Here is a 25,313-nt window from a genome sequence, read left to right as displayed (position 1 = left end):
CGCGGGTAAACGGATTCCACCGTCTTACAGATGGAAAAAGTGATGCTAAAAGAGCGGATTTCCTTATCAATCTCCACACTCATAGCTAAATCTCACCCAAAAACCAAAGATCAACAGAAAAATGGATGCTTTTCGCAGGCGAAAAGCGAAAAACCAATCCAAAACAAAAGCCCGGGCAGATGATTTTTTATCTGCACGGGCTTTTTGGTTTATGAAGGCGTTATCTGCTCACCCCAGCTTGGCAAACGCCACCAGATTCCCCTGGTCGCAGGACTGGAAGCCATTCTTTTCATAGAAATGACGGACGTCTGAAGATTCTTCCGTGAGCAGGACTTTCTGCCGGACATCACGGTACCTGTCGAGCACGCGGCGAATTAATTCGCTGGCGATTCCCTGATTCTGCCGGCTGTTCAGCACGAGCAGGTCCTGGATATAAATGATGGTAAGGCCATCGCCGACCACACGGACCAAGCCAATCAATTCATCGTTGTCCCAAGCCGACAGAACGTATAGCGAATGAGTTAACGCTTCAGCTAATTGATCCAAGTCTTTTGTATAAGCGAACCATTCGACATCTTCGTAAAGCGACTTTAACGCATCTTTCTCAATCAGCTTCTCTTCTTTGAATACGAATCCCATCTCTTCTACCTCCTCAAATTAGTAGTTTGAAGAGTATTTACGCAATTTAACCACTGTCTTTTGCCTCCTTTACTCCAATAATCCTGAAAGTATCTTTTGAGTAACTATAGCCAAGTTACGATGATCTTACAACTTCCAGCTCCTTCATAAATCTCATGTTAAGCTAATAAATCCTGCATAGAAATCATCTGTTATATGTAAAAAATAGTAAAAAGTAAATATTATAATGTAACTTTTGTTAATTTTATCTCACTTAATTGACGAAATAGTTATACAATGAAAAAGGGCTTGAAAGCCTTTGAAACATTAAGGGAAAAGGGGATGGGAAAATGAAGAACACGTTACATCTGTCATTAATCTTTGCACTTATAATTTCTTTTATTGCGCCTGTTATTGAAACAGGACAAGAAGCACATGCAGCAACTGAAAACGCTGTAGCCATCAATGAAATAGCTTGGATGGGGACGAGCTACAGCTATAACAACGAGTGGATAGAATTGCATAACACAACGAACTCAGCAATCGATGTGAACGGATGGACTCTAAATGCGGCTGATGGCAGCCCGAGCATCAGTCTCTCCGGCACCATTGCAGCGGGTGGCTACTATCTGATGGAAAGAACCAGTGATGGTTCAGTTCCCGGTGTTGCTGCTGATTTGATCTATACAGGGTCTATGGAAAATGGCGGTGAGATCCTTGAACTGAGGGATGCTTCCGGTGCTTTGATAGACAGCGCAAATGCTTGGTATGCAGGTGACAATTCCACGAAGGCAACAATGGAGAGGGTAGATCCGCTTATGGATGGTTCTCAAGCCACCAACTGGATTGATTCTGCAAAAACATATGATGGAGGAAACGGAACTCCTCGGGCAGTCAATTCTAAAGCGAAAGGCTGTACTGATAGAACGGAACAGTTGAATAATGTTTCTGACGCAGAAGGGGCCATCAATGTTTACTTTAATAAATGCGCTGATACTTCTTATGCGAGTTCCGGGAATGAAGCAAATTACAATGTGAATCTTGAAACCAGGTTGATTAACCGTTTAAATGAAGCGACGACAAGCATCGATTTTGCAACATATGAAATTAATTTGCCGGGCATTGTGGATACCTTGATTGCCAAAGCGGCGGAAGGCATCGATGTGCGTGTAATCGCGGACGCTAAGGACGCATCTGATCCTCATTACGCGGAACGCTTCAAAACGATGAGGCTGCAGGTGGAAAAACTGGTAAGGGGACAGGATGGAGAAGTGGGGACAGCGGATGATATTTATGTATTTTCCGATTCTCCGATGTTCGCTGTGGAGGACAGTGCAGCAAGAACGGATTTCGGGTTGCCTTCCACACCGGAAGGTTTCCCGCTGGTAACTGTTGCTGTGGGGAATAGTGACGTATCGGGCTATTTGTTCGTTGACGCAGAGGAAAAGAGTGCAGATGCATATTACAGCCCTGGTACGCAAATGCATAATAAGTTTGCTGTAATTGATGACCGCTGGGTATTTACAGGAAGCTGGAACTTCACAGTAACGGGCTTATACGGTACGGAAACCAATATGGAACAAGGAATTTTAGACGGCAACCAGCAGCATGTGGTCGAAATCAACTGGCCTGCGATGGCTGATATTTTTGAAGTTGAATTCAATGAGATGTGGGGGAGCTCTGCATTATCTCCTGATACAGCCGCTGCTAATTTCAATACGCGGAAAATAGATAACACGACGCACGAAGTAAACGTCAATGGTAAAATCGTTGAAATTTACTTTTCGGCAGGTGATGATGCTGTAGGGAAAATGCGGGAAGTTGTTAGAACATCAGCTGATGTAAACACATACTTCACCATCTTTGCCTGGAGCGATCAAGGGTTGGTCGATGAGTTGAAGAAGCTTTGGGAAGGTTCTTATAATGATATGGAAGGCACGTTGACGGGCTTTGATATCAAAGGTGTATTCGATCAGAGCTTCTGGAACCAATGGTGGTCTGCAAGTGTCGATATGACTGGACGCACCGCTTCGCAGGTGAGTACGGATAATCCAAATACCCGCTGGGCGAACCCGGCACCTGTTTACCAGGATAACGAGTCACGCAAGCTTCACAGCAAAACTATGTTGATAGATGCTGATACAAACAGTGATCCGACTGTCATTGTAGGTTCCACTAACTGGAGCAATAACGGCAATAACATCAATGATGAGAATATGCTGTTTATCCATGACGCAGCCGTTACGAATCAGTTTTTACAGGAGTTCAACGTCAGATATACACAAGCTGGCGGAGTGGTAAATTAAAGAGCTGAAAAATGAGTTTCAATAAAATAAGCGGAGAAGCTGTTCACACAGCTTCTTTTTTAATTTCTTTTATTTTTTTGATGTTGAAACCGTCTAGCTTTTCCTCCGGCTGATTAGTATATTTAGAAAAAAGTCCGTTCAGTCGTATGAAAGGGTGAAAACATGAACTTATTCGGGAATTTATTTAATAAAAAAGAGCGAGAACGTATTAACAGTGAAATACTTCAGGAACTGGGATTCAAAGAGGAAGTTCAGGTGCTGATAAAAGAGGTCGCCGGTATGGAGTTTTATCCACTCGAAAATTATCATGAAGTGACAATCGGTATTTCTTTCAAATGCAGTCAAGAAGAAGCCGAACAGCTCGTGGATCAGTTGCGAGCAGAGATACAGCCTTTGGGCTATCTGCCATTCATTGCTGAGACGGATGTCGGGCGGCGAAGTAACAGCATTATTGGAATCGTTAAGACGGACAGTCCGTTTGAATTATTAAAAATTCTGGACACCAACGGAGATAATTACGATATCAGCAATGAAGATGTGATTGCAAAATTGAAAGAATGGCATCAGCGCAATCCCTTTACGGTTACCGGTGCCAATTTTGACTGGGTTGAGATAGCTTTTGAGAAACTGCCGACTAGAGCCGAACTTGCGGCTTTGGCAAAAGAAGTAACTGTGTTTTGTCCAGATGCAGTTGAATTCGATGAGGACGAGGAAAGTATAGAAGAAACGGTGAAAAGTTTGGAAGAAACAAAGAAAATCTTTTTGTGGTGGGATTAGAATCGTTGATTTGATTGCTTAAAAATCGGTAGGCCTGTCCACACTCAGCACAAATGGAAATAAATTCAGAATTTAAAAATTATTGAAACTAATTGTAGTTGCGAACGTATTAAAGGGTATAGAGTTTATAGGCGGGGATGGGAAGAGATGCCTAAAATGAAAAGGGGTGTACTCTATGCATTGGATGATGTGGGTATTTTGGGGAACTCTGGCAGCTATATTTATAATCAGTTATGTCGTGGATGTTTTGACTAAGCGTAAATACAGCATGAATAAAAAAGATAATACGTTGAACCAGAATATGGCTGAAGCAGAAGCGCGTCGAGATGCTGGACGAAGTAATCATGAAAGCGGAATGTTCTAGAAGACTGAATGGAAACGGGTATTGAGTTTCAAAATATCATTAAAAGAGCTTGGAGGTACATGTCCAAGCTCTTTTAATGTGCATTTTTCTCAGGAAGGTAATTAAAACTTTTACATAGAATTATTAGAGAACATGTTTTTGTGCTTTTACTCAAAAGGAGGCAACACCATGGAAAACAACAAATTACTGAGAATGGATAATGTCGGCATCGTAGTGGACTGGATAACGCCATCGCTTTTTTCGAGGAAATCGGCTTGCATCTCGAAGGGCGTATGACCGTTGAAGGCGAATGGGCTGGACGAGTAACCGGTTTGGGTTCTCAGCAGGTGGAGATTGCGATGATGGTTACGCCGGATGGCCACAGCCGCATTGAACTTTCACGTTTTCTCAATCCTCCTGTGCTATCGGATCACCGGAATGCCCCTGTAAATGCGCTGGGATACCTGCGTGCCATGTTTACGGTTGAAGACATTGATGAAATGGTATCCAGGCTCACGAATCACGGTGCTCAGCTCGTTGGCGAAGTGGTTCAGTACGAGGATTCGTACCGGCTCTGCTATATTCGGGGGGCTGAAGGTTTGCTGATTGGTTTGGCGGAAGAACTCGGTGACAAGTAAATGAAGAAAACTATAATTGGCTTTATAATAATTTGTTTGTATTGTTTTCCTTTCGTTTATTTTTCGATGTACCAAGATTTCGCTGATGGTTTAATGCTGGGCTATTTACTTATGATTGCAGCTACTTCACTTCTTGCTTTCTTCAGCAAACTCTTCAGTAATTCACTCCCGGTGATTATCGGCAACATGCTGTCTATAATTGTGTCGTTTTATTTTATAAACAACATGGCAGGCAGTGAGGGGTGGGGCTGGTATTTCAAGCCGCTGAGCCCTATTCAATTATTGATCACAGTCAGTTTGTTGAACTTGATTCCCCAGTTTTTCGCTATGAAATTTGCCAATAAATATAAAATAACATTCGACAAGAGACCTTTCGCTATTAAAAAAAACGTAAATTTTATTTAGTAAATTATGTACGGATGGTTTAATCTATAGCACTTGGAAAATGTTGTTGATATGAAACGGAAAAATTTACAGTTGAATCAAAGAGGAGGAATCGTCAATTCATGAAACCGCGCATAACTGTTATTACGTTGGGTGTAGATGATTTAGAAAAATCGCTGGAATTCTATAAAGAGGGACTTGGGTTTCCGACAGAAGGCATCATAGGCAAAGAATTTGAGCACGGTGCCGTTGCGTTTTTTGACTTGCAGGCAGGCTTGAAACTGGCCATCTGGAACCGCCATGATTTGGCTAAAGAAGCAAAGGTGCCTCAAACGGCCGCCAGTCCTTCCGAATTTACTTTGGGCCACAATGTAGGCAGCAAAGAAGAAGTCGACGAATTGATGGACCAGGCGAAACAAGCCGGTGCTGTTATCACTGACCCAGCCCATGATACATTTTGGGGAGGCTATTCAGGTCACTTTCAGGACCCGGACGGGCACCTGTGGGAAATAGTGTGGAATCCGCAGTGGGATATTGAAGGGTGAATTTAATGATTACTGTTAAATAGAACATCAATGTATGAAGTAACAGGGAAGGATTCCATCGATGGAATCCTTCCCTTTTGCTTTGGAAATATGTTTTTAGTGTATTTTACTGCGCTTCACGCATGATTGAGGTCACGATGTGCAGGGAATCCCATTCTCCGCCTGAAAATTTGATGATCGGGTATTTTTGAGGAAACAGCTTATTACGAATAGCTTCGGCGCTATCGCCTTCTTTTTGTAATTCCTGAACCTGCTGCTGCAGCGACAGCAGATTATCCCTTTTCCGTTCCAGTGCGCTGCGCCCGTTCCCTACAAATCCCGCGTGGCTGCAAAATACATCCTGGAAATCGTATTTCAATACCCGTTCCAGTGATTTGATGATGTCCGGAACATGTTCTTCTGCCAGCACGACTTTAGTGCGTTCGCTCACGAATAAATCACCCGTGAACAGTTGGCCGGTATCCCGATTTAAAAAAGCTTTATGGTCATATGCGTGTCCCGGCGTATCGATTACGTCCCATGTGGCAGTCCGGGATTGGAACGTTTCAGGCATGGCCTCTGCGTGAAACGGCTTCCTTTTCCCCCAAAAAAGTTTCCGGTACAGCGGGTAATCTGCAGGCTGCGCACAAGAGGCAATCGTTTTTTGATTTAAATAGATTGGAACATCTTTATTCTTTTCAATATACGCGGCACACCCCGTATGGTCTTCGTGATAATGGGTAAGCATAACCTGATCAAAATCAGCTTGATCAATAAAAGCCTCGAAAAACTTATGCAGCGACTGCGCGCCGCTATCGATCAGGACGCCATCAACCAAATAGCTGTACACATTCAAAGATACGCCCTGAAACTGCACTTTGCCGTTCAAATAGGAAACCCCATTTCGATCGCCTAATTCCGCTTGCTTCTTGAAAATCACAAACTTTCCTCCTTATATTCAAATTAATAATGAATAAGTGACTTAAGCGTAACTTACTGAATCACAAAAATACATACGATTTCAAATTAAGTGAAATTCTGAAATCTTTTTTCTGCCCTGACCAGCCGAGTGATCATAGAATCCGTTGAGTGATCATAGAATCGAATAAGTGATCATAGAATCGAATAAGTGATCATAGAATCCAATAAGTGATCATAGAACGTCAATAACCGCTCATAGAATCCCGGATGCTTATTTTCGCCCCCTGCTTCAGCCCGCATTTCAGTTATTCTTCGCCGAAAACACTATTTCATGGAAATTTATCGCTGTATTCCGTGCCGCAATCACTATTTCCACCCAATATATTCCCCACACCCGAAGTTCAAGAGCAACAGCGGATGTTTTTCGCCGTGCGAAAAACTCCAATCCCTTAAGGAAGGCTTCGCGTCCGCGAAGCCTTGTTCATATATTGCCCTTGTGAGGAAGTTAGAAAGTGGAAGAATATATCGGAGTTCATTATAGGAGTCAGGAACGCAAAATCGTTTGAATTCCATCAAAGATTGAGGCGCCGGGACATGACTGGAACAAAGAAGTCCTATCCAGCCAAAAATATCGTTATACTGAAAGTAAGTTTAAAGAAACCATTCAAGAAATGTAAATACAGCATTAAGGCGAGGGATCAAATGTCGAATTTCAAAAAGCACCAAGACACACCTAAGGGGAAATGGAGAATAATCAAGAAAATCCTGAAATATTTATTGATCCTGATTGTTGTATTGGCAGCGGGAATCATCGTGTTTATCAATCTGTCGCCGACTTTTGGCAGCAATCCGAGCAAGGAGCAAAAAGAAATATATGAGACATTCGATAATTATGCAGACGGCAAATTCTTCTTTCAGCCATCAGAAGAGGTGGATGCCGGCATTGATCGAATTTCCGGAATTCCGTATTCAGAATCAACGGATGAAGAAAGAAGACCGCCAGACGAGTTGCCTGTTGCTGCAATTGATTGGGATAGAATCAACAGTAATGAAGACAGTCTGACCTGGCTAGGCCATTCAGCATTTATTCTCAGCATAGACAATAAGAAAATTCTTGTGGATCCGATGCTCGGTCCTACGGCTTCGCCGGTTTCATTCATCGGGCCGAAACGCTACAGTGAAGATTTACTGTATCTTATAGAAGAAATGCCGCCAATCGATGCGGTTTTCATCACGCATGACCATTACGATCATCTGGATTATGAGTCCATAAAAAGGCTTAAGAGCAAAGTCGCTCACTTTATTGTGCCGTACGGTGTCGGCAATCACTTGGTCGGCTGGGGCATTCCGGAAGAGGACATTACGGAAATGAACTGGTGGGACGAAACTGAATTCGAGGGGTTGGACGTCGCATTGACGCCCGCCAAACATTTCTCCGGCAGAGGCATCCTGAACCATGGCTCGACGCTGTGGGGCGGGTGGGTCATTCTGGGGGAACAAACACGCTTCTACATCAGTGGAGACGGAGGATACGACACGCATTTCAAGGAAATCGCCGACCAATACGGCCCGTTCGACATCGCTTTGATAGAAGGCGGACAATATGACGAACGCTGGCCCGATTCCCATATGATCCCGGAAGAATCCGTACAGGCGAGCATCGATTTGCAGGCCGAGCAGATGATGCTGACGCATTGGGGAGGCTTTACGCTTGCACGTCACAGTTGGTCGGAACCGATAGAGCGGGCAATACAAGCCGCAGAGAAACAGGAAGTCGACCTCATCGCTCCGCAAATCGGTGAAACGGTTCCGATGGACGGCGAGTCGTCTGATCCGGTTTCGGAATGGTGGAAGTGAATGGAATAATTTCAATAAATATAACGGGAGAGAAGAGGCTGATAAAAAGCCTCTTCTCTTTATTTGATATAGGGCTGCTGTAAATCAAAAACAGGGGACAGAAAATGAAAGAATTTATCATGTAAGCGGTCAAAGAAAGCTAAACTTATAGAAAAGGAACTTTCAGATTTTTCAAACGTATCTATATTAAGGAGAAAAAGATATGAGACGAGCTTGCTTGCAGAAAGTAGGAGTCGATGATGAGGGAGAGCAGAGGGAGACGAGTTGCACGAAAACTGGCGGCCACATTCCTTGCCCCGTTTATATTTTCCATGGCATGGTGCAGTTGGAATATCACTATGGCTGATAAAACTGTCTACTATCAGGGAACTGAATTCTACGCCATGACATTGATATACTTTTTCTATATCGGGTTCTTTGTGCTGGTCTATGGAAATATCGTATCTTTCGTCGCCGAGATATTACAGCGAAAATGGTTTGAACGGGCAGATTGGTTATATGTATTGATACTCGGTGCTTTTGGGTCGGCAATCGGGCTGGTTTTCCCTGTTTGGAACTTTATCATCGCAGGGATTCTCGTGGCGATGCTTTTTGGAATCATCGATAAATGGCTGCTGAAAAGGTGGCAGCTTGATAAAGGAAATAAAGCACTTTTCATCACGCCGTTTGTGGCTTTCGCATTGCTCTGGGGTTATTACCACTTCGCTTCACCATCCTTGCCGGCCCATACAGCTGAGCAGGCAGTCGAATTTGCCACCAGCGACAGCGGGACTTCAATCGACCGGTTCCCGGAAGAAGTGGGCACATGGCAAGGCGAGATTGAGGGTTATCAGGTTAAAAGAATAACAGCGGTCGAAAAAATGGATGAAGAGACTTATATGGTAATTTTTACGGAAGAATGGCAAAAAGGCAGAGTGGACGATTCGTGGATGATGTCGTATGAAGTCGATCGTAATAGTTCAATCCTTCGGGAGGAAGAAGGCGATATGCCGCCTTATGATAAGTGAAGATATAAAAACATCCGAGGACAATGTCCAACAGCAGGAGGATTATGCAGCTGTAAAAAATCAGAAAGCAGGCGCTGAGTATGTGGAATGAAAAATTGCTCGAAACAGAAAGAGGGAACTTTGAAATCTTCGAAAAAGGTGAAGGGGAACCATTAGCTGTTACGCATTTGTACAGTGAATTTAATCAGAAGGGAAATTCGATGGCTGCCTCTTTTACAGATGATTATCGTGTCTATCTGATTAACCTTCGCGGAGCAGGTCGGTCTGTTAAAGCTGCCATTCCGGAAGAATACAGCATGAATGAAACAGTGAAAGATCTCGAGGCTATCAGAAAAGCGCTGAAATACGAAAAATGGGCTTTCGCGGGACATTCTACAGGGGGCATGCTGGCATTAAAATACGCAGTCAATAATCAGTCATCCTTAACGAAAATAATTGCAGGGGGAGCTGCAGCCAGCTATGAATACGGAAAAGACGAAAACAGCATCTATTGCAGGAAGAACCCCCATTTTAATCGGATCGTTGAAATAATGGATTTGTTAAATGATCCGACAACTCCTATTGAAGTGCGTAAAGAGATTGGTTATGAATGGGCATTGATGTCTTATCGATCAGAAGAGAAATTAAAAGAATCGATGAAGAAGCCGAACAGCGGTAAAACAGTCGGTCCGCGTTTGAATTATTTCATTAAAAATGAATACCCTACATACGATATCAGAGAAGAACTGAAAGAAATTCGCATTCCAAGTTACATTTACTCCGGAAAATATGATGCGCAATGCCCACTAAAGTTTGGAGAGGAAATTGCTGATTTAATTCCAGGTGCCAGATTCACGGTTTTCGAAGAAAGCAATCATAATCCTTTTTCGGAAGAAGAAAGTAAGTTCAAGGAGTTTGTGGAAGAGACGCTTTAACTTGAAACAGGTCAAGATACTGAAATTATTTTGTCTATACATAGAAAATCGGAGGTCCCACCATGCTCACGTACCCAGCTCCCACTACCAGAAAAGAAAGGTTTGAAATGATTAACACTCTAAAAGACCGGTTGCTCGCTGCCCACGGCGACGATATTCTTGCCATCGGTGTCTATGGTTCCATCGCGCTCGAGACGGACGGACCGTATTCGGACATCGAGATGCATGTCATTACGAAAGATGGCAGCAAGGTGGAGACCCTTGAATTCGTCTATGATAAATTCAAAATCGAATTAACCGCAAACGACAAGAGTACCTTCCTTAAAGAGGCAGAAGAAGTGGATGATTCCTGGGCCATTAAGGCGGGGGCTTTCATTCATGTGCTTCCGATTCACGATCCGACTGAATTGTTTGAGCAGGTCAAAAATCTTCCGCTGGAAATCTCAGACGATGCAAGGCGCCATATCATGAAAGAATTTATGATCTGGGAGCCGTACGAAACCGTCGGGAAAATACGGAATAATTACAGCGGCGGCAATTTAAATTATCTTTCCACAGGCGCGCGCGACTTGCTCTGGCAAACAGCCAAGCTGATTGGGCTCGCCAATAAAACGTATTACAGCACGAGAGCAAAGACGCTTGAAGAGTCGCTGGAAATGAAATCGATCCCTTCCGGCTACAAAGAACTTCTGGATTTCATGCAGGAAGGCGAGTTGCCGGACGCGGAAAAGCTTTACCGTTTTTGTGAAGAGCTGTGGACCGGTTTGAACGAATGGTACGCTGAGATGCAATTGGACTACCGGCTGACAGAACTGCCACTTTAGTAATCGTTTTAATTGAAATTTTTCTCTCCACTTCTCATAAACCCTATTCCAATAATGTGGTTAAATGTTAAAATTTATAAAAAGAAGAGTCGGAAAATTCTTGATATAGATTTGCCATTTCATAAGAAGGTGCTGACTGGATGCATAATTACACTTTATTGGAGCGAACACTTTTCCATTCTCCATCATTCAATTTCTCAAGGATGAAAGACGAATTAGATGGAAAGACCATTTTAATAACCGGTGCAAGTTCGGGCATCGGCAAAGAGGTCGCGTATCTATTGGCCAATACAACTGTACATATGATTTTAGTGGCGCGCCGTGAAGAAAATCTGAACCTTATAAAAGAAGAGATTGAAAAGAGTTCAGCCCAGGTCACCGTGTTTTCGGCAGACTTGCGAAGTGAAAAAGAGGTAAGTGACTTGCTGGCGTTTCTCCATGAGTTACCGGAAGGACTGGATGTCTTCATCAGCAACGCGGGAATTTCCATTAACCGTCCGATTGCCGAGTCATTGGACCGTTACCATGATTTTACGCGTACTATGGCGATCAACTATTTTGCTCCAGTTCAATTATTGCTGTCGCTCATTCCGTTGCTTGCGAAAAAGAACGGGCATATCGTCAATATTTCCACCATCAATGCCTTGCTTCTGCCTGTTCCCTATTGGGCTGCCTATCAGGCATCGAAAACGGCTTTTGATACATGGTTCCGTTCAGCAGAGCCGGAATTGAAAATCAATAACATTTCCACCACCTCGATTTATCTGCCGCTGGTGAGGACGCCCATGATCGAACCGACCGTGGCCTACCGGAAAGCTCCGGCCATGTCGCCGGTTCACGTGGCTGAAATTATAGGCGGCGCACTTTATTCGAAACGGAAAGTTTATAAGCCGTGGTGGCTGATTTTCGGACAATGGGCTTCTGTTGCCTTTAGAGCACCGCTGTCGTTTGTGATCCCGCGCTTGTTAAGGGTGAAGGAGCGTGAGAGAGGCAATGTTTAACTTACTGAAAATATTGTCCCAGCTCGATTTTCTGTCACCTTCGAAGATTGCTCGTCTGGGATCGGCCATCCGGCAAAACGGTGTCAACCTGATGCTTTTATTTACATTGACTGAAAGAGCGGGAGGCACGCAAACAGCTTTGGTGGATAGCCGGGAAAATCTCAGTTATCAGCAGCTGCAGGAACGGTGCGAAAATCTTGTCCATCATCTGGCAGAACGTTATGAAATTGGAAAAGGCCGGAAAGTGGCTTTTTTCTGTAGAAATCATGCTTCTTTAGTGCAGGGGATTTTTGCTGCTTCACGTTTGGGAGCGGATTTATACCTGCTGAACAGTTCCATGAGCCGGCTGCAATTCAACCGGCTGGTGGAAGAGCAAAATTTCGACTTCCTGATTTATGACGAGGAATTCAGCGATGTGATTGAAGGATCTCTTTACCGGAATCCAAAAATCGTCAGTTACCAGGACAATAAAGCATCAATAAGTATGTTGGCTGGAATGGTTCCGGGCGGAAATCAAAAACTGCCGCCGTCTTCCATCGGCAAAATCGTGTTGTTGACCGGCGGTACCACTGGAAAACCAAAACAAGTGGTTCACCGGCCGTCCCTGTTCAATTTTCTTCATCCGTTCGCGGCTTTACTGAACCGTCTGCATTTACCGAAATACAGCACCGCTTATATTGCGACGCCGATCTACCATGGTTACGGCATTGCAGTACTGCTGGCGTTTTTTGCACTGGGCAAGAAAGTGGTCATTCAGGACAGTTTTGATGTGAGAAGCGCATGCAATCTGATTCGGCTTCATCAAGTCGAAGTAGTCACAGTCGTTCCTCTGATGATTCATAAAATGCTGAAACACAATAGTGAAGAACTCCAGTCTCTTGCCTGCATTGCGTCAGGTGGTGCGAAACTGAATCCGGCTCTGGTAGAGGAAGTGAACCACCATCTGGGGGATGTTTTATACAATTTATATGGAACTTCGGAAGCAGGATTGAATATCATCGCTGCACCTGAAGATTTGAAACATCATTCCAACACGCTCGGAAAAGTGATTGCCGGAGGGCGATTTCAGGTAGTAGCAGAAGGAAAGAAAGTGAAGCCGGGCAATATCGGTGAGTTCTGTATTCGTAATAAGTGGTCGATGAGAAACAGTGCGAGCCGTTGGATTAAGACAGGCGATATCGGCTATCGGGATCGGAATAGCTATTATTTCCTGTGCGGGCGGACAGACGATTTAATCATTTCAGCGGGCAATAATATCTATCCACTGGAAATCGAGTGTGCCATAACCAATCATCCATGTGTAGAAGATGCGGCGGTAATTGGAGTAGAAGATATCTGCAGCGGCCAGATTCTGAAAGCATTCGTACAGCTTCATTCTGATAAAACCCTGACGAAAGGGGAGCTTTCGAGTTGGCTGCAAACACAGTTGGCGGGATTCCAGATACCGCGGGAAATCGTTTTTGTTAGGGAACTCATGTATACAGACGTTGGAAAGCTGGACAGGAAGCAGGTTCGGGCAAATGCGAGTGCAGAAGTCCAATGAATCAAAGAGGGGCATATAATGGAGGGTGAGCTATAAAATGTATAATGAAATGTATGGAAGTTTCAGTTCGGTCATTTATACGCTGCTATCTTGGTGGATTCTATTTTTTGTGCTGCAAAGGCTGGCCAATCGCTATCCCAAGAACAATAGCTGGAAGAAGGATATTATTTTAACGTTTATCCAAAGTGTACTTATCCTAATACTAATGCCTGTATTAGCGAACTTTATAAGGTGAAAGAAAGACTTTGGGAAGCAATAAACCATCAAAAGAGCCTGAAAGAAGACCGCTAAACGGCTTTCTTCCAGGCTCTTTTCATCTTGATACTGTCTTTGAAACTTTTTCATCCGCGAAACTACATACAATCCGGCTCATAAACCTTATACGTATTCCGGCCCATCTTCTTCGCTTCATACAAAGCCAGATCCGCGAACTTAATCAGCTGTCTTTCATCTGTGGAATGGTCGGGGTAGAGCGAGATGCCGATGCCGGCTCCTATCTTGATGTCGAATCCATTGAAACGTAATGGTGTTTCATACGAATCCAGTATTTTTTTTGCTATGTCTTCGGCTGCTTCCAATGAGTCGATGGCGGGCAGGACAACGCCCATTTCATCTCCGCCTAAACGGGCGGCTGTTCCCATCGGATGAACGCAGGATTGTAAACGAAGTGCCATTTCCCTAATGACAGCATCTCCAGCATCATGGCCGTATTGATCGTTTATTTGCTTGAATTTATGGCCATCGAGCATTAAGACAGCTGCTTTTTTGCCCGACGATTTTGCCCGGTTGAATGCTTTTTTCAGCTTGTCATCAAAAGTCCGGCGGTTTGGTATGCCGGTTAGATGGTCGTAAAATGCCATTCTTTCCACTTTCTCCTGAAGCCTTCTTCGCTCCGTGATATTTCTGGATATTGTAAATACCTGTTTCACTTCTCCCTTTTCCAAAACGGGAGTAGGCGAAACTTCCATCCAGATGTAATGGCCCTCCCGATGCATAAAACGAACTTCAATCGTGGCTGGCCTTCCTCCTTCAAGTAAGGAAAAAATACTCTCTGTCAAATCAGCAGCGTCTTCCGGATGGATATTTGTCATAAGGGATTTTCCAATACAATCATCGGCGGAATAACCTGAAATAGTTTCGTAGGCAGGAGATACATAATCAATCAGTCCATCAAGATTAATCATTGTAACGATATCAAACGTGCTTTCCGTTATAATTTTGTATTTTTCCTGGCTTTTCAGCAATTCTTTCTCAGCTATTTTAAGTTCTGTGACATTTTTATAAATAATGGTGGCACCGATAATTTCTTTATCCGCATTTCTTACGGGTGAATACGAAGAAATGATATTGAGCGGTTTCCCGGTTTTCGTCAGGCGGATGGTGTCATGGGAATTGACCGTTTCACCGTTCAGGATTTTTTCTACAATATTGATTTGGTCGTGCCGCATATGTGGTGGAATAATGGTGCCTTTGCCGGTGACCATTTCTTCTTCCGTGAAGCCGAATGTTTTCACAAATGCAGGATTCACTTTCAGAATATCGCCTTTTGTATCTATGTAAAAAATAGGGTCAGTCGAGTTGTCCCAGAATACTTCAAGTTCTGTTTTCGTTGCAATTAATGCCTTTTGGGCTTGATTGATCACCGTTACATCGGTGATGATGCCGTGTATGCCGACCAAGTGGCTGTCTATGATAATAGGTATGTTTATTACCTGCAGTTCAATCAAATGGCCGTTTTTATGGCGGAACGTCAATTCATATTGTACAGGCTGTCTTTCAGAGAGGGTTTTGTAAAAGTTATTGCTCACTTTTTCTGCTTCTTCATTCAGGATAATTGAAAGGTATAACTCGCCTCCCAGTTCCGTTAGATTATGGCCTGTGATGGACTCAATTCTTCTATTGATGCTCAATAAATTGCCTTCCCGGTCAAAAGTCATTATTCCATGGGGATGGTTTTCAAACAGTGATTTATAGCGCTGTTCACTTTCCTGCAGGAGGCGCTCCGTTTCTTTCTGCTCGGTAATCGCCTTGGCAATGGCATAGACTCCAATTACTTCTTCTTCAATAATAATAGGAATTGTATTCATCTGAAACGTGGCAGTCTGTCGGTCCTTTGTATAAATGCTGGTTTCAAAATCAATGGACTGTCCTGTTAACGCCTTTTCAAAGTTCAATCGCGTCTCTTCCAAACAATTATCAGCTACTAGAGATAAAATAGAGGTGCCAAGCAGTTCTTCTTCGCAGAAACCGGTAGCTTCCGAAACCATCTTGTTGAGGCTGGTGAATTTTTTCTGCTGGTCGAATTCAAATACTGGATTTACATTATTATTAACGAGTGACTTCAATCTTTTACGCTCAATTTCCATCTCTCTTTGCGTATCTATAAGGAGCTGTTTCTTGCGTTCCCTTTCCGTCACATCTCTAACGATTGCCAGGATATACAGACACCCGTGGCCTTTGGACACGATTGGGTTAAGCATCGTTTCTCCAATGAATTCACCGTTTTCAGTCTGTATTCTTTCGGTAAACTCCACGGATTCCTTGGTGGATTGCACCTTTCGGTAATGCGGCATCAATCGCTGGCAAACTTCCGGCGGCAGGACCTCTTCAATCCGGCGCCCCGTAATCTCCTGCATCTTCAATATAGTTAAGGCTGCTGGATTTACATAGACATACTTGAAAGAATCCCGGTCTTTCTTCATCAAAAAAACCGGATCTTTAATCACATCCAAAAGAGCAGTAGAGGCTAAAAAATCCTGGTCTATATTTTCAATATAGTAATCCTCCATTCTTATTCTCCTCCCGGTACATAAAGAAAACCGCTTAATACGGCTGTAAATATAGCTTTTATTAGAAAATTAAATTAAAAATCCTGTTATATGTATTGTACAATAAATAAAGTTATTATTTTCCATCTATTCAAAGTTTAATCGATTAGGGAATTGTAAGATAGTGTTTCTTTTATAAATTTAAAAAAGTACTTAGGAAGGTTTTTGAGCATTCAAATGAAAGCAGAGATATGGTTATTTTTCTGCTGGATTATTGGGAAAGGAATAAACTAATGACGTGAAAATTTTATTGGAAAAAGTAAACTCAGTCAGATATGCGTTTAGTAAAAAGGAGTGAGAAAATGAGTCGGAAGCTTGTCGAACAAATTCCTCTCATATAAAGAAAACTTATATCAATAAGCCTAACAGGGCAGGGAAGCAGGAGAGATTCAATGTTAACGCTATATATTACAAGGCACGGGGAAACTGAATGGAATTTGGAGAAAAGAATGCAGGGCTGGGGAGATTCTCCTTTAACTGAAAAAGGTAAGAAAAATGCATTGGAATTGGGTGGACGGTTAAAGGATACAGAATTTGAAGCGGTATACGCCAGTCCAAGTCTAAGGGCCCTTTCAACAGCCCAAGCAATTTGTGCAGATCGGAAATTGGAAATCAAAGTTGATGATAAGTTACGGGAGATAAACGTAGGAGAATGGGAAGGTAAGGAGCATGTCTATATAAATAAAAACTACCCGGAAGAGTATTTTTCATTCTGGAACACACCTCATCTCTATACCTCAGCAACCGGGGAAAACTTCAGAGAGTTGCAAGAACGTGCACTCGAAGCAGTACAGGTAATAAGAGGGAATCATCAAGAGGGAAATATTTTAATAGTTACTCATTCAATTATCATCAAGGCATTATTGGTGTTTTTTAAGAAACTGCCACTTGAAGATTTATGGTCCCCGCCCTTTATTCATGATACAAGTCTTACGATAGTAGAAGCAGGCGATGACAACTTCACAATTGTCTTGGAAGGCGACACTTCTCACGTGAAAAAATTGCAAACGCAGGAGGGAAATTAGGAATTTAAATACAGTGGAGACAATGAAAAGTGTTTAATGTTAAATGAGGAGATGGTGAAAAGTGAAGAATGACACATTTATTAAAGTAATTTTAAGTGGAATTTTAATATGTTTGATTATCATAGCTGTTAAATTACCAAATACTGAAGTTGCAGCTGGATCAGAACCTTATGTTTCGGTGGAAAGTCCCGGAGACCGCTTGGTGCACATTGCACCAAATAAGATTGGGATAGTGGACCAAGGTGCGAGCAGTGGCTGGGAGCAGCTGGTGTTATTTGAAATCAATGAAGAAACAGGAGAGTATGAAGTTGATACGACGATACCGTATGAAGATATTTTCATTCACCCGGAATTTAACGACATCCCTATAAGAAGCGACAGCTATGGTAATTAGTTTTGTATAGATAGCTGGTTCAAGGGATTAACAGTGAAAGGAGGAGCCTGATGAACCGTGTAAAAGGAATTGCAATGATTTTGAGCGGAGCTGCGTTATGGGGAGCGACAGGACCGCTGATGGAATGGCTTTTTGAAACTTATGGACTGTCGGTTTCGTTTCTTTTAACTCTTCGGCTGATTATTGCGGGGGTATTGCTGCTTGTTTTTTTGAAATTAAAGAAGGTCAAAATCCTTTCAGTTTTTCATGGAGGTATTTGGGTGCGCCAACTGCTGATTTTTTCCGTGCTTGGCATGCTGGGTGTCCAGTTCAGTTTTGTTTCTTCTATTGAAACGAGCAATGCAGTGGTTGCTACTTTGTTTCAATTCCTGGCGCCGGTTTATCTCATTCTCTTTATTTCACTGCGGCATAAAAAATTTCCACCAAAATACCAACTCATCGGGATGATCGGTACCATGGCGGGACTCTTTCTGTTACTGACAAATGGCCGGTTGGATGAACTGGCAATCAGTGGAATAGCGCTCTTTTGGGGAGTGATGGTCGGCTTGGCTTTCGCTTTCTATACGCTCTACCCGGGCCGGCTGATGGAGGAATGGGGCGTACTTTTGATCGTCGGTTGGTCCATGCTGTTCGGCGGCATATTCCTAGGGCTCGTCAATCCTGTTTTCAAATCGAATGATTGGCCGCTTTTGGCTAAACCGGGCGTCTCCCTGGGAATTTTGGCTGTTATCATTATCGGCACCCTTGCATTTGTCCTGTTCCTGAGCAGCATGCGTTTCATTTTACCGGTGGAAGCAAGCATCTTATCCGCTTTTGAGCCACTGACAGCGATGATTATCTCGGCCCTCTGGTTTGGCCAATTCCTGGAACCTATCCAGCTTGGCGGCGCGGCGATCATGCTCGTATTCGTCACGTGGCTGTCGCTGGCGGGTAACGGGGAATCAAAAGAGTTGGCGGAAGAATAGCAGGAGGCGGCGCCTTATCAGGAGCTGCCTCTTTTATATTTGAAATTCCGCCTGTAAATTTTCTTGGGAAAAGGTTTTTAAGGAATTAAGTTGAATAAAAAGGGAAGGGTTTATTATTCAGGTTAGAGCAAAATGATATCGACTGGATAAGGGGGCGTTTCATGTGAAAAAAATTCTATTTCTTCCTGTCTTGTTTTTATTGCTGACAGGATGTAATACATCCGCTTCTGAATTGCCGATCGAGATGGTGGCTTATAATAGTCTTTCAAAGGCAGAACAGGATTTGATTCCAGCCAGCCCCAAAGATTCTACTGTCACAAAAGAAAACGTATCACATGAAATTAAGTCTGTGATCGACAACAATTACAGCAAAGAACAGGTTTATGCAGTGGTGTTTAATAATACGGAGAGCTCCACTTTCGGAAATCTGGTTGTATATATTGATCTTGATAAAGAAGAAGCGGTAGGGAAAGGATATGAGGATAAAGAGTAGCTTTTCATCATATTTGATTTTTCTCAAAGATAATTATAGTTTGTAAGAAAGCCAGTTTTACTGATCCATAAATTTCAGAGAAGGTGATTAAACGTGGTACAAGATAAAAAAGAGAAAAACGAGCTTTGGGAGTGGGCAAAAGCGATTATTATCGCTGTGATTGTGGTTGGAGGTATTCGATTTTTCCTGTTTGAACCGGTTTTGGTTGACGGTGAATCGATGAGGCCGACCTTTGAAGACGGCGAACGGATAATTGTTAACAAAATCGGTTATACCTTGGGAGAGCCGGAGCGGTATGATATTGTCGTTTTCCATGCTTCCGAAGAGGAAGATTATATAAAACGGATAATCGGGCTGCCCGGGGATCATATAGCTTTTGAAAATGATGAGCTGCTTATAAACGGAGAAATCCAGGAAGAACCTTATTTATCAACTCTGAAAGAGCAGAAAAGTGACGGCAGTTTGACAAAAGATTTTACACTGGAAGAACTGCTGGAAATCGAAGAGATTCCAGAAGGCTATGTTTTTGTATTGGGAGATAACCGGGAAAACAGTACGGACAGCCGGATTATCGGGTTAGTGCCGACGGAAGAAATTATGGGCAGCGCCATGTTTGTTTTTTGGCCGTTGGATGAAATGAGATTTGTGGAATAATTCGTCCGTTCTCCAAAGAAATTTTATTAATAAATTGAAAAAGAAAAGACTGCAGGCAAACTCTTTTGAACAGAGTTTGCCTGCAGTCTTATATTCTTTATAAAGAAGCTTTCATCTATTTGCCGATTTTTACAATCGGCTTAATAGTAGTGCCGTCTTTAGATTCTTGGAAAGCTTCGTTGATTTGCTCGAAATCATAGACTTTTGTCAGTTTGTCGAATGGGAACATGCCGCGTTTGTAATAATCAACCAGTTGAGGAATGAATACCTGTGGGATCGAATCCCCTTCGATAACGCCCATTACAGTTTTGCCTTCTGCCATGATGTCGTTATGGACGTCGAAAGTAATTTCAGGTGTCACACCGACAATGGCACATGAACCAAGCGGGCGAAGTGCATGAATGGATTGTTTTACGACAGGGGGCACTCCCGTTGTTTCAACTGCGTAATGCGTACCGCCGTTGGTGATTTTTTTGACTTCTTCAACGACGTCGACATTTTTTCCGTTCAGCGTGTGCGTCGCTCCAAGCTCTTTTGCCAGCTCGAGTCGGCTATCGTGGATATCGACAGCGATAATATTAATGCAGCCAGCGATTTTTGCTGCCATAACAGCGCTAAGTCCGACCGCACCGCTGCCGTAAATAGCGATGGAAGAACCAAACTCCGGTTTGAACCGGTTCAATACGGTGCCCGCGCCAGTCTGTATACCGCAGCCAAGCGGACCGAGCAGTGCTAAATCCACTTCCGGGTCGACCTTGACGACGTTTCTTTCATTGGTAACCGCGAAAGTCCCGAAAGATGACTGGCCAAAAAAGGTGGAAACGGCTTGATCACCGTGATGGAGACGGTTTGTTCCATCCTGCATTTTGCCTCCAAAGTTCAAATCATTGAAGTTCAGGCAAACTGTGGGATGCCCAGTCAAACAATTTTCGCAGTGGCCGCAATAAGCAAAAGACAGTACTACATGGTCGCCTGCTTGGATTGTTGTAACTCCAGCTCCTACTTTTTCAACTATTCCCGATCCTTCATGTCCAAGAACGGCAGGAAACGGCGACAAGCCCAGATCTCTTGCTACTGCATCCGTATGGCAAACACCGGATGCCACGATTTTGACCAGCACTTCATTGGCTTTCGGTTCGTTCAGTTCCACTTCCTCGAGTTTAAATTCTTCCGCTAAACCATGGGTAACGGCTGCTTGTATTTTCATCTGCAATCCTCCTCATATAATCCTATCTTCCTTCATAATTACCCGATTTCCATAGGTGTACTCACTATATAGGGGTTAGATTTAAGTTTGTGGCTGCAATATGTGACGTGATTTTTTAGAAGCAATTTCCAGTGAAAAAGAGCCACTTTTCAGTGGCTCTTTCTGACTCATTTTAATTGCTCGAATCTATTAACTCTTCATCTTCATCTTTCGGCAGTTCAGGTATGGTGGGGTCTTTTATAATAGTATGAGAGTGATCGGTTAAATCAATCTGTACAGCATCGAACTCCAGACGCTTGGATTCAGAAGTTTGCGTTTCTTCATCGAAATTGCTCACCGTGGCAAAAGGATAGAGAGTTAAAGACGTCGCTTGAGGATCTAAACCGCTCATTGTAGCAGTCCAGTTAAAGTCTTCAGCTGTTTTTGCTGAACCGTCTGTTGAACCCCCGTTATACGGGACATTATAAACTTTCCCCAAATTATCCTGCGCAATCAGCTCTGCTTCGACGGCTGACCATTCGGTAAGGTAAGCTGGATCGACCAGTTGCTGGTATGCAATATTTACTGATATGTCGGTAAATGTGACCTCTTTCAAATGAACTGTTACGCCTTCTTCCTTAACCTTGATGTCTAGGGGCATAGGTTCTTTCAGAATTTGCGTGACTGCAAAGTTAAACTTCCAATCTCCCTCGATTTCTTTTGTTTGCATCATGATGGAACCAGGTTCCCAGGTGATATTGAGTTCTCCCAACTCCTCATTTAAATCCGGTGTTACTCTGATAATTCCTGCATAACCCACATTTTCTACAGTTTCAAATTCCATACCCGCATTGCCAGGGGGTGTTCCCTCTACCTGAGGATAAGAAGCAAAATGAAGTCCTTCGCCCAATGGCTCATCAGTCTTTAGCAGGAATGATAAAGTTACATTTGTGCCATCATATACAGCTTGATCAATAATTATTTCAATTCCGCTGTCGATTTGTGTTAATCCGACTGCTTCACTGAAATACTCATAACTTTCATAAGGTTCATTGTCTTCGTTGTCTTCAACGAAGAAACTGAATACATTCCCTATTACAGGGATTTGGACCGCCAAGTTTGCCAGTGCAGGAGAAGCGATCATGGAGGTCGTCAAAATTCCTATCGCAAGCATGGCTGCCGCAGCTGAAGTATACAGCCACTTTTTACGGGATCGTTTAGGCGCAGGCTTATCAACGAATGCATCGTAGAGTATTCTATCCAATTTTTCTGTGGGAATTTGAATGGTTTCTAATGATGATTTAATTGAAATCTCTTTTTCCTTCATCCAGGTACACTCCTTTCAACCCTTTTTTCAATAATGCCAGACCCCGGTGGATATTCGTTTTTACTGTTCCTTCCGGACAATCCAAAATCTCCATAATCTGTTTAATCGAAAAATCCTGATAGAAACGCAATAGAAGAACTGTTTTATATTTTTCAGGCAGTTTACCGAGCGCATCGACTACATCCATTTTATAATCCAGGTCTTCCGGTTGATTCTTAGCCAGTAAATGTTCTGCAATATCATCCATTACAACAAGCTTATTCTTTTTTCTCAGTGTCGTAATCGACTGGTTTATGCAGATTCTTGTCAGCCAAGTTGAGAAATACGCAGGTTCTCTGAGCGTATGTATCGATTCGATGGCAGACAGTACGGTTTGCTGAAACACTTCAACTGCGTCTTCTTCATTCCGCATATATGTGTAAGCTATCCGATAGAGCTTTTCTTTTTCAAGACCAAGTAAATATTGCAGTGCTTGTTTATTTCCTTTGATCGCTGCCGTGACTCTTTGTTCGTCATGCTGCATCCTGTTCACCCCTTTACTAATTAGAGAAACGGAAGACTAAAAACGTTTCATATTTCTGGAAATAAAAATAGAAGAGCAAGAGGATAAAAAATCCTTCAACGCTCTTCTTAAGAAAATTTTAAAAATTACTAAATGGTTTCTGATACCAGAACCAACCAGGATAGACAAGCAAGCAAAGTCAACAATAATCCCATCGATAATGAGAGAGCTTTAACAATGAAAATATAGATCGATAACGGCAGTTTGCTCTTTAACCAACGGATCAAATGCTCTAAGCTAATAGCAATTAAAGAGAATAAGCCTATATCCCATGATGTTGTGTCCGGGAATTCTTCATCGTCGTCCTCGTATTTTTTAAAAGTGAAGTCGAAGCAATATAGCGCAATAAATCCGAAGAAAACAGTCAATAACAAACCTAATATTTGCTCCATCACGTGGCTCCTCTTGTACCATTCAGTAAACTTGAATATACCAGAATCTTGAAAATCGTTAAAATGAGCTTATCACAAGATAAGTTTAATGAATACAGGTTTTTACTTAAATGATAGTGCTTAATTTTTCTCGTATAGATTTGCTGAGATATTACAAAAAGAAACCCGGCACTCCCAATTTCTCAGGAGTGCCGGGTTTCATTAATTAACTATCAATCATTCGCTTCCATCGTTTCAGGATTCAATTTCACAAAAGGTTTTTGTTCTAATTTAGGTCCCAGCTGGAACAGCAGCACGCCGCCGCTGATCATCAATACGCCAAGAAGCGACTGCCAGGTGAATGGGACCTGTTCGAGACCGAACCAGCCGAGCGTATCCCACATCAGGCCGAAGAAAATCTGGGAGACCATGACGAGCGAAATGGCGCGGCTTGGTCCGAGAATTTGGACGCCCTGTGTGACACAGGCAACCACGCCGACTCCCACGATGCCGCTGAACCAGAACCATAGTTCAGCCTGGAAGATGAATAAGCCTGTTCCTTCAAATATCAGGCCGGCCGCAAGCGAGGCGGCAAACCCCAGGAACAATACCAAGGCAGTGGTTGTCCAGACGCTGACCTGTTTTTTGACGTTTGCGTTAAACGTATTCTGGATGGAGACAAACGCTCCGCCGATAATTGCCAAAAAGATTCCGAGAGCCATTTGGATCCCTCCTATTCGTATATATTTTGTCCCGCCTGCTCCAAAAGGGCATCGCGGTCGAGCAAAGTGATTTTGCCGCGTTTTTTCACAATCCATCCAGCTTGTTCAAATTGCTGGAGGACGCGGTTCAAATGGCGGTAGCTGGTGCCGATTAAATCCGCCATATCGATGAGCGAAGTGGATCCAAGCATCGGCTGGGTCGGAGTCATCGACAGCAGGTAACTTGCCGCGCGGACATCGACTGTATAAAGCAGGTTGAAGTTCATCGCCCGCGTTTTTGTTTCAAACTTTGTCGTGATGGTCTGGAGTAGAAATTGCAGCCACGCTGCATTATCCGCCATATGTTTGCGCAGTGCATCGTATGATATGCCGATGACCACAATATCTGTTACGGCTTCCACCGTATTGATGAACGGACATTCTCGTACGTATTCAACATCGCCTACAATATCGAATTGTGACTTGAATGCCAGAATCAGCCGCTTTCCTTCTGGCGACAGTATAGAAATTTTCAATTTCCCTTTGACCAGCAGATAGAGCGTGTCCGCTTCGTCGCTTTGTGAAAACAAGCGTTCACCGCTGCTGTAGGTGGCGACAAACATCTCTTCCCGGACATATTCAGGAAATAAATCCAAAAGTTCAAACTGCTGAAGATAATCCGCAATGCGCCTGTCCATTCTTCTTCACTCCTACATTTTCAAAATAATGACGCCTGCAATCATCATCAGCACGCCGACAATTTGAGTCTTTCCAATTCTCTTTTGTGACATATCAAACCATCCTCTGCCATCGATGGCAATTGCCAGAACAAGCTGGGCAATCAGGAAAATAGCGATGGTCAGCGTTACCCCCATTATATGGACCGCAGTCATATTGCTGAACAGCACAATCGCTGCCAGCATGCCGCCGGACGCATATAAAGGTGAAACCTGTGGAAGTTGGCGATATGACCGGTCTCTGATGACTAATACAATGAAAATTGCCAGCACAAAGCCGGTCAGCTGGGTCATTGTAGCCGCTTGCCATGAGCCGATTTGATTGCTGATCGTCGCATTTGCCACGCTTTGGAATGTCAGAAAAAATCCGCCGAGCAGCGCAAATAGGATCCCTTTCATAAAATGCACGCACC

27 protein-coding genes and 1 pseudogene are annotated in these 25,313 nt (G+C 43.2%); 18 read left to right on the top strand and 10 right to left on the bottom strand.

Going from position 1 to position 25,313, the window contains the following annotated elements; all coding sequences use genetic code 11:
• Nucleotides 1–30 precede the first annotated feature (30 nt).
• Nucleotides 31–183, top strand: coding sequence for a hypothetical protein (locus DP120_RS18355; protein ID WP_165843708.1), 153 nt, complete (start codon nt 31–33; stop codon nt 181–183).
• A gap of 45 nt (nt 184–228) precedes the next feature.
• Here DP120_RS18355 and DP120_RS03330 read toward each other — a convergent pair whose 3' ends face one another.
• Nucleotides 229–639: a GNAT family N-acetyltransferase gene (locus tag DP120_RS03330; protein WP_112221792.1), complete on the bottom strand. Its 411-nt coding sequence runs from the start codon at nt 637–639 to the stop codon at nt 229–231.
• 329 nt (nt 640–968) lie between these two features.
• Here DP120_RS03330 and DP120_RS03325 point away from each other — a divergent pair, with 329 nt between their 5' ends.
• The 6 genes and pseudogenes from DP120_RS03325 to DP120_RS03300 all read left to right on the top strand — a co-directional run bounded on the left by DP120_RS03325 (nt 969) and on the right by DP120_RS03300 (nt 5,611).
• Nucleotides 969–2,924 carry a phospholipase D-like domain-containing protein gene (locus DP120_RS03325; protein ID WP_112221790.1) on the top strand — a complete coding sequence of 652 codons (1,956 nt, stop codon included), beginning with the start codon at nt 969–971 and terminating at the stop codon, nt 2,922–2,924.
• 162 nt (nt 2,925–3,086) lie between these two features.
• A complete protein-coding gene (locus DP120_RS03320) occupies nt 3,087–3,701 on the top strand; it encodes a DUF4253 domain-containing protein (protein WP_112221788.1) in 615 nt (204 codons plus the stop codon).
• Between the two features lie 175 nt (nt 3,702–3,876).
• On the top strand, nt 3,877–4,065 hold the full coding sequence (locus DP120_RS03315) for a hypothetical protein (RefSeq protein WP_112221786.1): 189 nt from the start codon (nt 3,877–3,879) through the stop codon (nt 4,063–4,065).
• A gap of 168 nt (nt 4,066–4,233) precedes the next feature.
• Nucleotides 4,234–4,682: pseudogene (locus DP120_RS03310) on the top strand (VOC family protein).
• 66 nt (nt 4,683–4,748) lie between these two features.
• Nucleotides 4,749–5,087 carry a hypothetical protein gene (locus tag DP120_RS03305; protein ID WP_240611956.1) on the top strand — a complete coding sequence of 113 codons (339 nt, stop codon included), beginning with the start codon at nt 4,749–4,751 and terminating at the stop codon, nt 5,085–5,087.
• A gap of 101 nt (nt 5,088–5,188) precedes the next feature.
• Nucleotides 5,189–5,611 carry a VOC family protein gene (locus DP120_RS03300; RefSeq protein WP_112221782.1) on the top strand — a complete coding sequence of 141 codons (423 nt, stop codon included), beginning with the start codon at nt 5,189–5,191 and terminating at the stop codon, nt 5,609–5,611.
• A gap of 106 nt (nt 5,612–5,717) precedes the next feature.
• Here the strand turns inward: DP120_RS03300 and DP120_RS03295 are convergent, their stop codons facing one another.
• Nucleotides 5,718–6,530 (bottom strand): MBL fold metallo-hydrolase, encoded by an 813-nt coding sequence (locus DP120_RS03295; protein WP_112221780.1) that lies wholly within the window; start codon nt 6,528–6,530, stop codon nt 5,718–5,720.
• Nucleotides 6,531–7,276: 746 nt separating this feature from the next.
• On the opposite strand from DP120_RS03295, the gene DP120_RS03290 reads away from it, so the two are divergent.
• The 6 genes from DP120_RS03290 to DP120_RS03265 all read left to right on the top strand — a co-directional run bounded on the left by DP120_RS03290 (nt 7,277) and on the right by DP120_RS03265 (nt 13,657).
• The gene (locus DP120_RS03290; protein WP_205854508.1) at nt 7,277–8,368 is read left to right on the top strand and encodes an MBL fold metallo-hydrolase; all 1,092 of its coding nucleotides are present in this window, start codon (nt 7,277–7,279) and stop codon (nt 8,366–8,368) included.
• Nucleotides 8,369–8,679: 311 nt separating this feature from the next.
• Nucleotides 8,680–9,375, top strand: a complete 696-nt coding sequence (locus DP120_RS03285; RefSeq protein ID WP_165843707.1) for a hypothetical protein — start codon at nt 8,680–8,682, stop codon at nt 9,373–9,375.
• A gap of 80 nt (nt 9,376–9,455) precedes the next feature.
• Nucleotides 9,456–10,289, top strand: coding sequence for an alpha/beta hydrolase (locus DP120_RS03280; protein WP_112221774.1), 834 nt, complete (start codon nt 9,456–9,458; stop codon nt 10,287–10,289).
• Nucleotides 10,290–10,396: 107 nt separating this feature from the next.
• On the top strand, nt 10,397–11,113 hold the full coding sequence (locus tag DP120_RS03275) for a kanamycin nucleotidyltransferase C-terminal domain-containing protein (protein ID WP_240611955.1): 717 nt from the start codon (nt 10,397–10,399) through the stop codon (nt 11,111–11,113).
• Between the two features lie 203 nt (nt 11,114–11,316).
• Nucleotides 11,317–12,114: an SDR family NAD(P)-dependent oxidoreductase gene (locus DP120_RS03270; protein ID WP_240611954.1), complete on the top strand. Its 798-nt coding sequence runs from the start codon at nt 11,317–11,319 to the stop codon at nt 12,112–12,114.
• The gene (locus DP120_RS03265; RefSeq protein WP_112221768.1) at nt 12,107–13,657 is read left to right on the top strand and encodes an AMP-binding protein; all 1,551 of its coding nucleotides are present in this window, start codon (nt 12,107–12,109) and stop codon (nt 13,655–13,657) included. Before DP120_RS03270 ends, DP120_RS03265 begins: the two co-directional genes overlap by 8 nt.
• Before the next feature lie 353 nt (nt 13,658–14,010).
• Here the strand turns inward: DP120_RS03265 and DP120_RS03255 are convergent, their stop codons facing one another.
• Nucleotides 14,011–16,446, bottom strand: a complete 2,436-nt coding sequence (locus tag DP120_RS03255) for a PAS domain S-box protein (protein ID WP_112221766.1) — start codon at nt 16,444–16,446, stop codon at nt 14,011–14,013.
• 431 nt (nt 16,447–16,877) lie between these two features.
• On the opposite strand from DP120_RS03255, the gene DP120_RS03250 reads away from it, so the two are divergent.
• The 5 genes from DP120_RS03250 to lepB all read left to right on the top strand — a co-directional run bounded on the left by DP120_RS03250 (nt 16,878) and on the right by lepB (nt 20,016).
• On the top strand, nt 16,878–17,510 hold the full coding sequence (locus tag DP120_RS03250) for a histidine phosphatase family protein (protein WP_112221764.1): 633 nt from the start codon (nt 16,878–16,880) through the stop codon (nt 17,508–17,510).
• A 61-nt stretch (nt 17,511–17,571) separates the two neighbouring features.
• Nucleotides 17,572–17,904 carry a hypothetical protein gene (locus DP120_RS03245; RefSeq protein WP_112221762.1) on the top strand — a complete coding sequence of 111 codons (333 nt, stop codon included), beginning with the start codon at nt 17,572–17,574 and terminating at the stop codon, nt 17,902–17,904.
• Between the two features lie 50 nt (nt 17,905–17,954).
• Nucleotides 17,955–18,869, top strand: a complete 915-nt coding sequence (locus tag DP120_RS03240) for a DMT family transporter (RefSeq protein WP_112221760.1) — start codon at nt 17,955–17,957, stop codon at nt 18,867–18,869.
• Nucleotides 18,870–19,032: 163 nt separating this feature from the next.
• Nucleotides 19,033–19,362, top strand: coding sequence for a lipoprotein (locus tag DP120_RS03235; protein ID WP_112221758.1), 330 nt, complete (start codon nt 19,033–19,035; stop codon nt 19,360–19,362).
• 93 nt (nt 19,363–19,455) lie between these two features.
• Nucleotides 19,456–20,016 carry a signal peptidase I gene (gene lepB, locus DP120_RS03230; RefSeq protein WP_112221756.1) on the top strand — a complete coding sequence of 187 codons (561 nt, stop codon included), beginning with the start codon at nt 19,456–19,458 and terminating at the stop codon, nt 20,014–20,016.
• 115 nt (nt 20,017–20,131) lie between these two features.
• On the opposite strand, the gene DP120_RS03225 is transcribed toward lepB, so the two are convergent.
• From DP120_RS03225 to DP120_RS03195, 7 genes are all read right to left on the bottom strand, one after another.
• A complete protein-coding gene (locus DP120_RS03225) occupies nt 20,132–21,223 on the bottom strand; it encodes an NAD(P)-dependent alcohol dehydrogenase (protein ID WP_112221754.1) in 1,092 nt (363 codons plus the stop codon).
• Nucleotides 21,224–21,395: 172 nt separating this feature from the next.
• Complete coding sequence (locus DP120_RS03220) at nt 21,396–22,529, bottom strand: DUF4179 domain-containing protein (protein ID WP_112221752.1); 1,134 nt, start codon at nt 22,527–22,529, stop codon at nt 21,396–21,398.
• Complete coding sequence (locus tag DP120_RS03215) at nt 22,504–23,052, bottom strand: sigma-70 family RNA polymerase sigma factor (protein ID WP_112221750.1); 549 nt, start codon at nt 23,050–23,052, stop codon at nt 22,504–22,506. The genes DP120_RS03220 and DP120_RS03215 overlap by 26 nt, the downstream gene beginning before the upstream one ends.
• A 128-nt stretch (nt 23,053–23,180) precedes the next feature.
• Complete coding sequence (locus tag DP120_RS03210; RefSeq protein WP_112221748.1) at nt 23,181–23,483, bottom strand: hypothetical protein; 303 nt, start codon at nt 23,481–23,483, stop codon at nt 23,181–23,183.
• A 212-nt stretch (nt 23,484–23,695) separates the two neighbouring features.
• A complete protein-coding gene (locus DP120_RS03205; protein ID WP_112221746.1) occupies nt 23,696–24,184 on the bottom strand; it encodes a DMT family transporter in 489 nt (162 codons plus the stop codon).
• Nucleotides 24,185–24,195: 11 nt separating this feature from the next.
• Complete coding sequence (locus DP120_RS03200; RefSeq protein ID WP_112221744.1) at nt 24,196–24,861, bottom strand: Crp/Fnr family transcriptional regulator; 666 nt, start codon at nt 24,859–24,861, stop codon at nt 24,196–24,198.
• Nucleotides 24,862–24,873: 12 nt separating this feature from the next.
• Nucleotides 24,874–25,299, bottom strand: coding sequence for a DMT family transporter (locus DP120_RS03195; RefSeq protein ID WP_112221742.1), 426 nt, complete (start codon nt 25,297–25,299; stop codon nt 24,874–24,876).
• Between the last annotated feature and the right edge of the window lie 14 nt (nt 25,300–25,313).

Source organism: Planococcus halotolerans (genome assembly GCF_003289955.1).
Classification (GTDB): Bacteria; Bacillota; Bacilli; order Bacillales_A; family Planococcaceae; genus Planococcus; species Planococcus halotolerans.
This window is presented reverse-complemented; position numbering and strand designations above follow the sequence as displayed.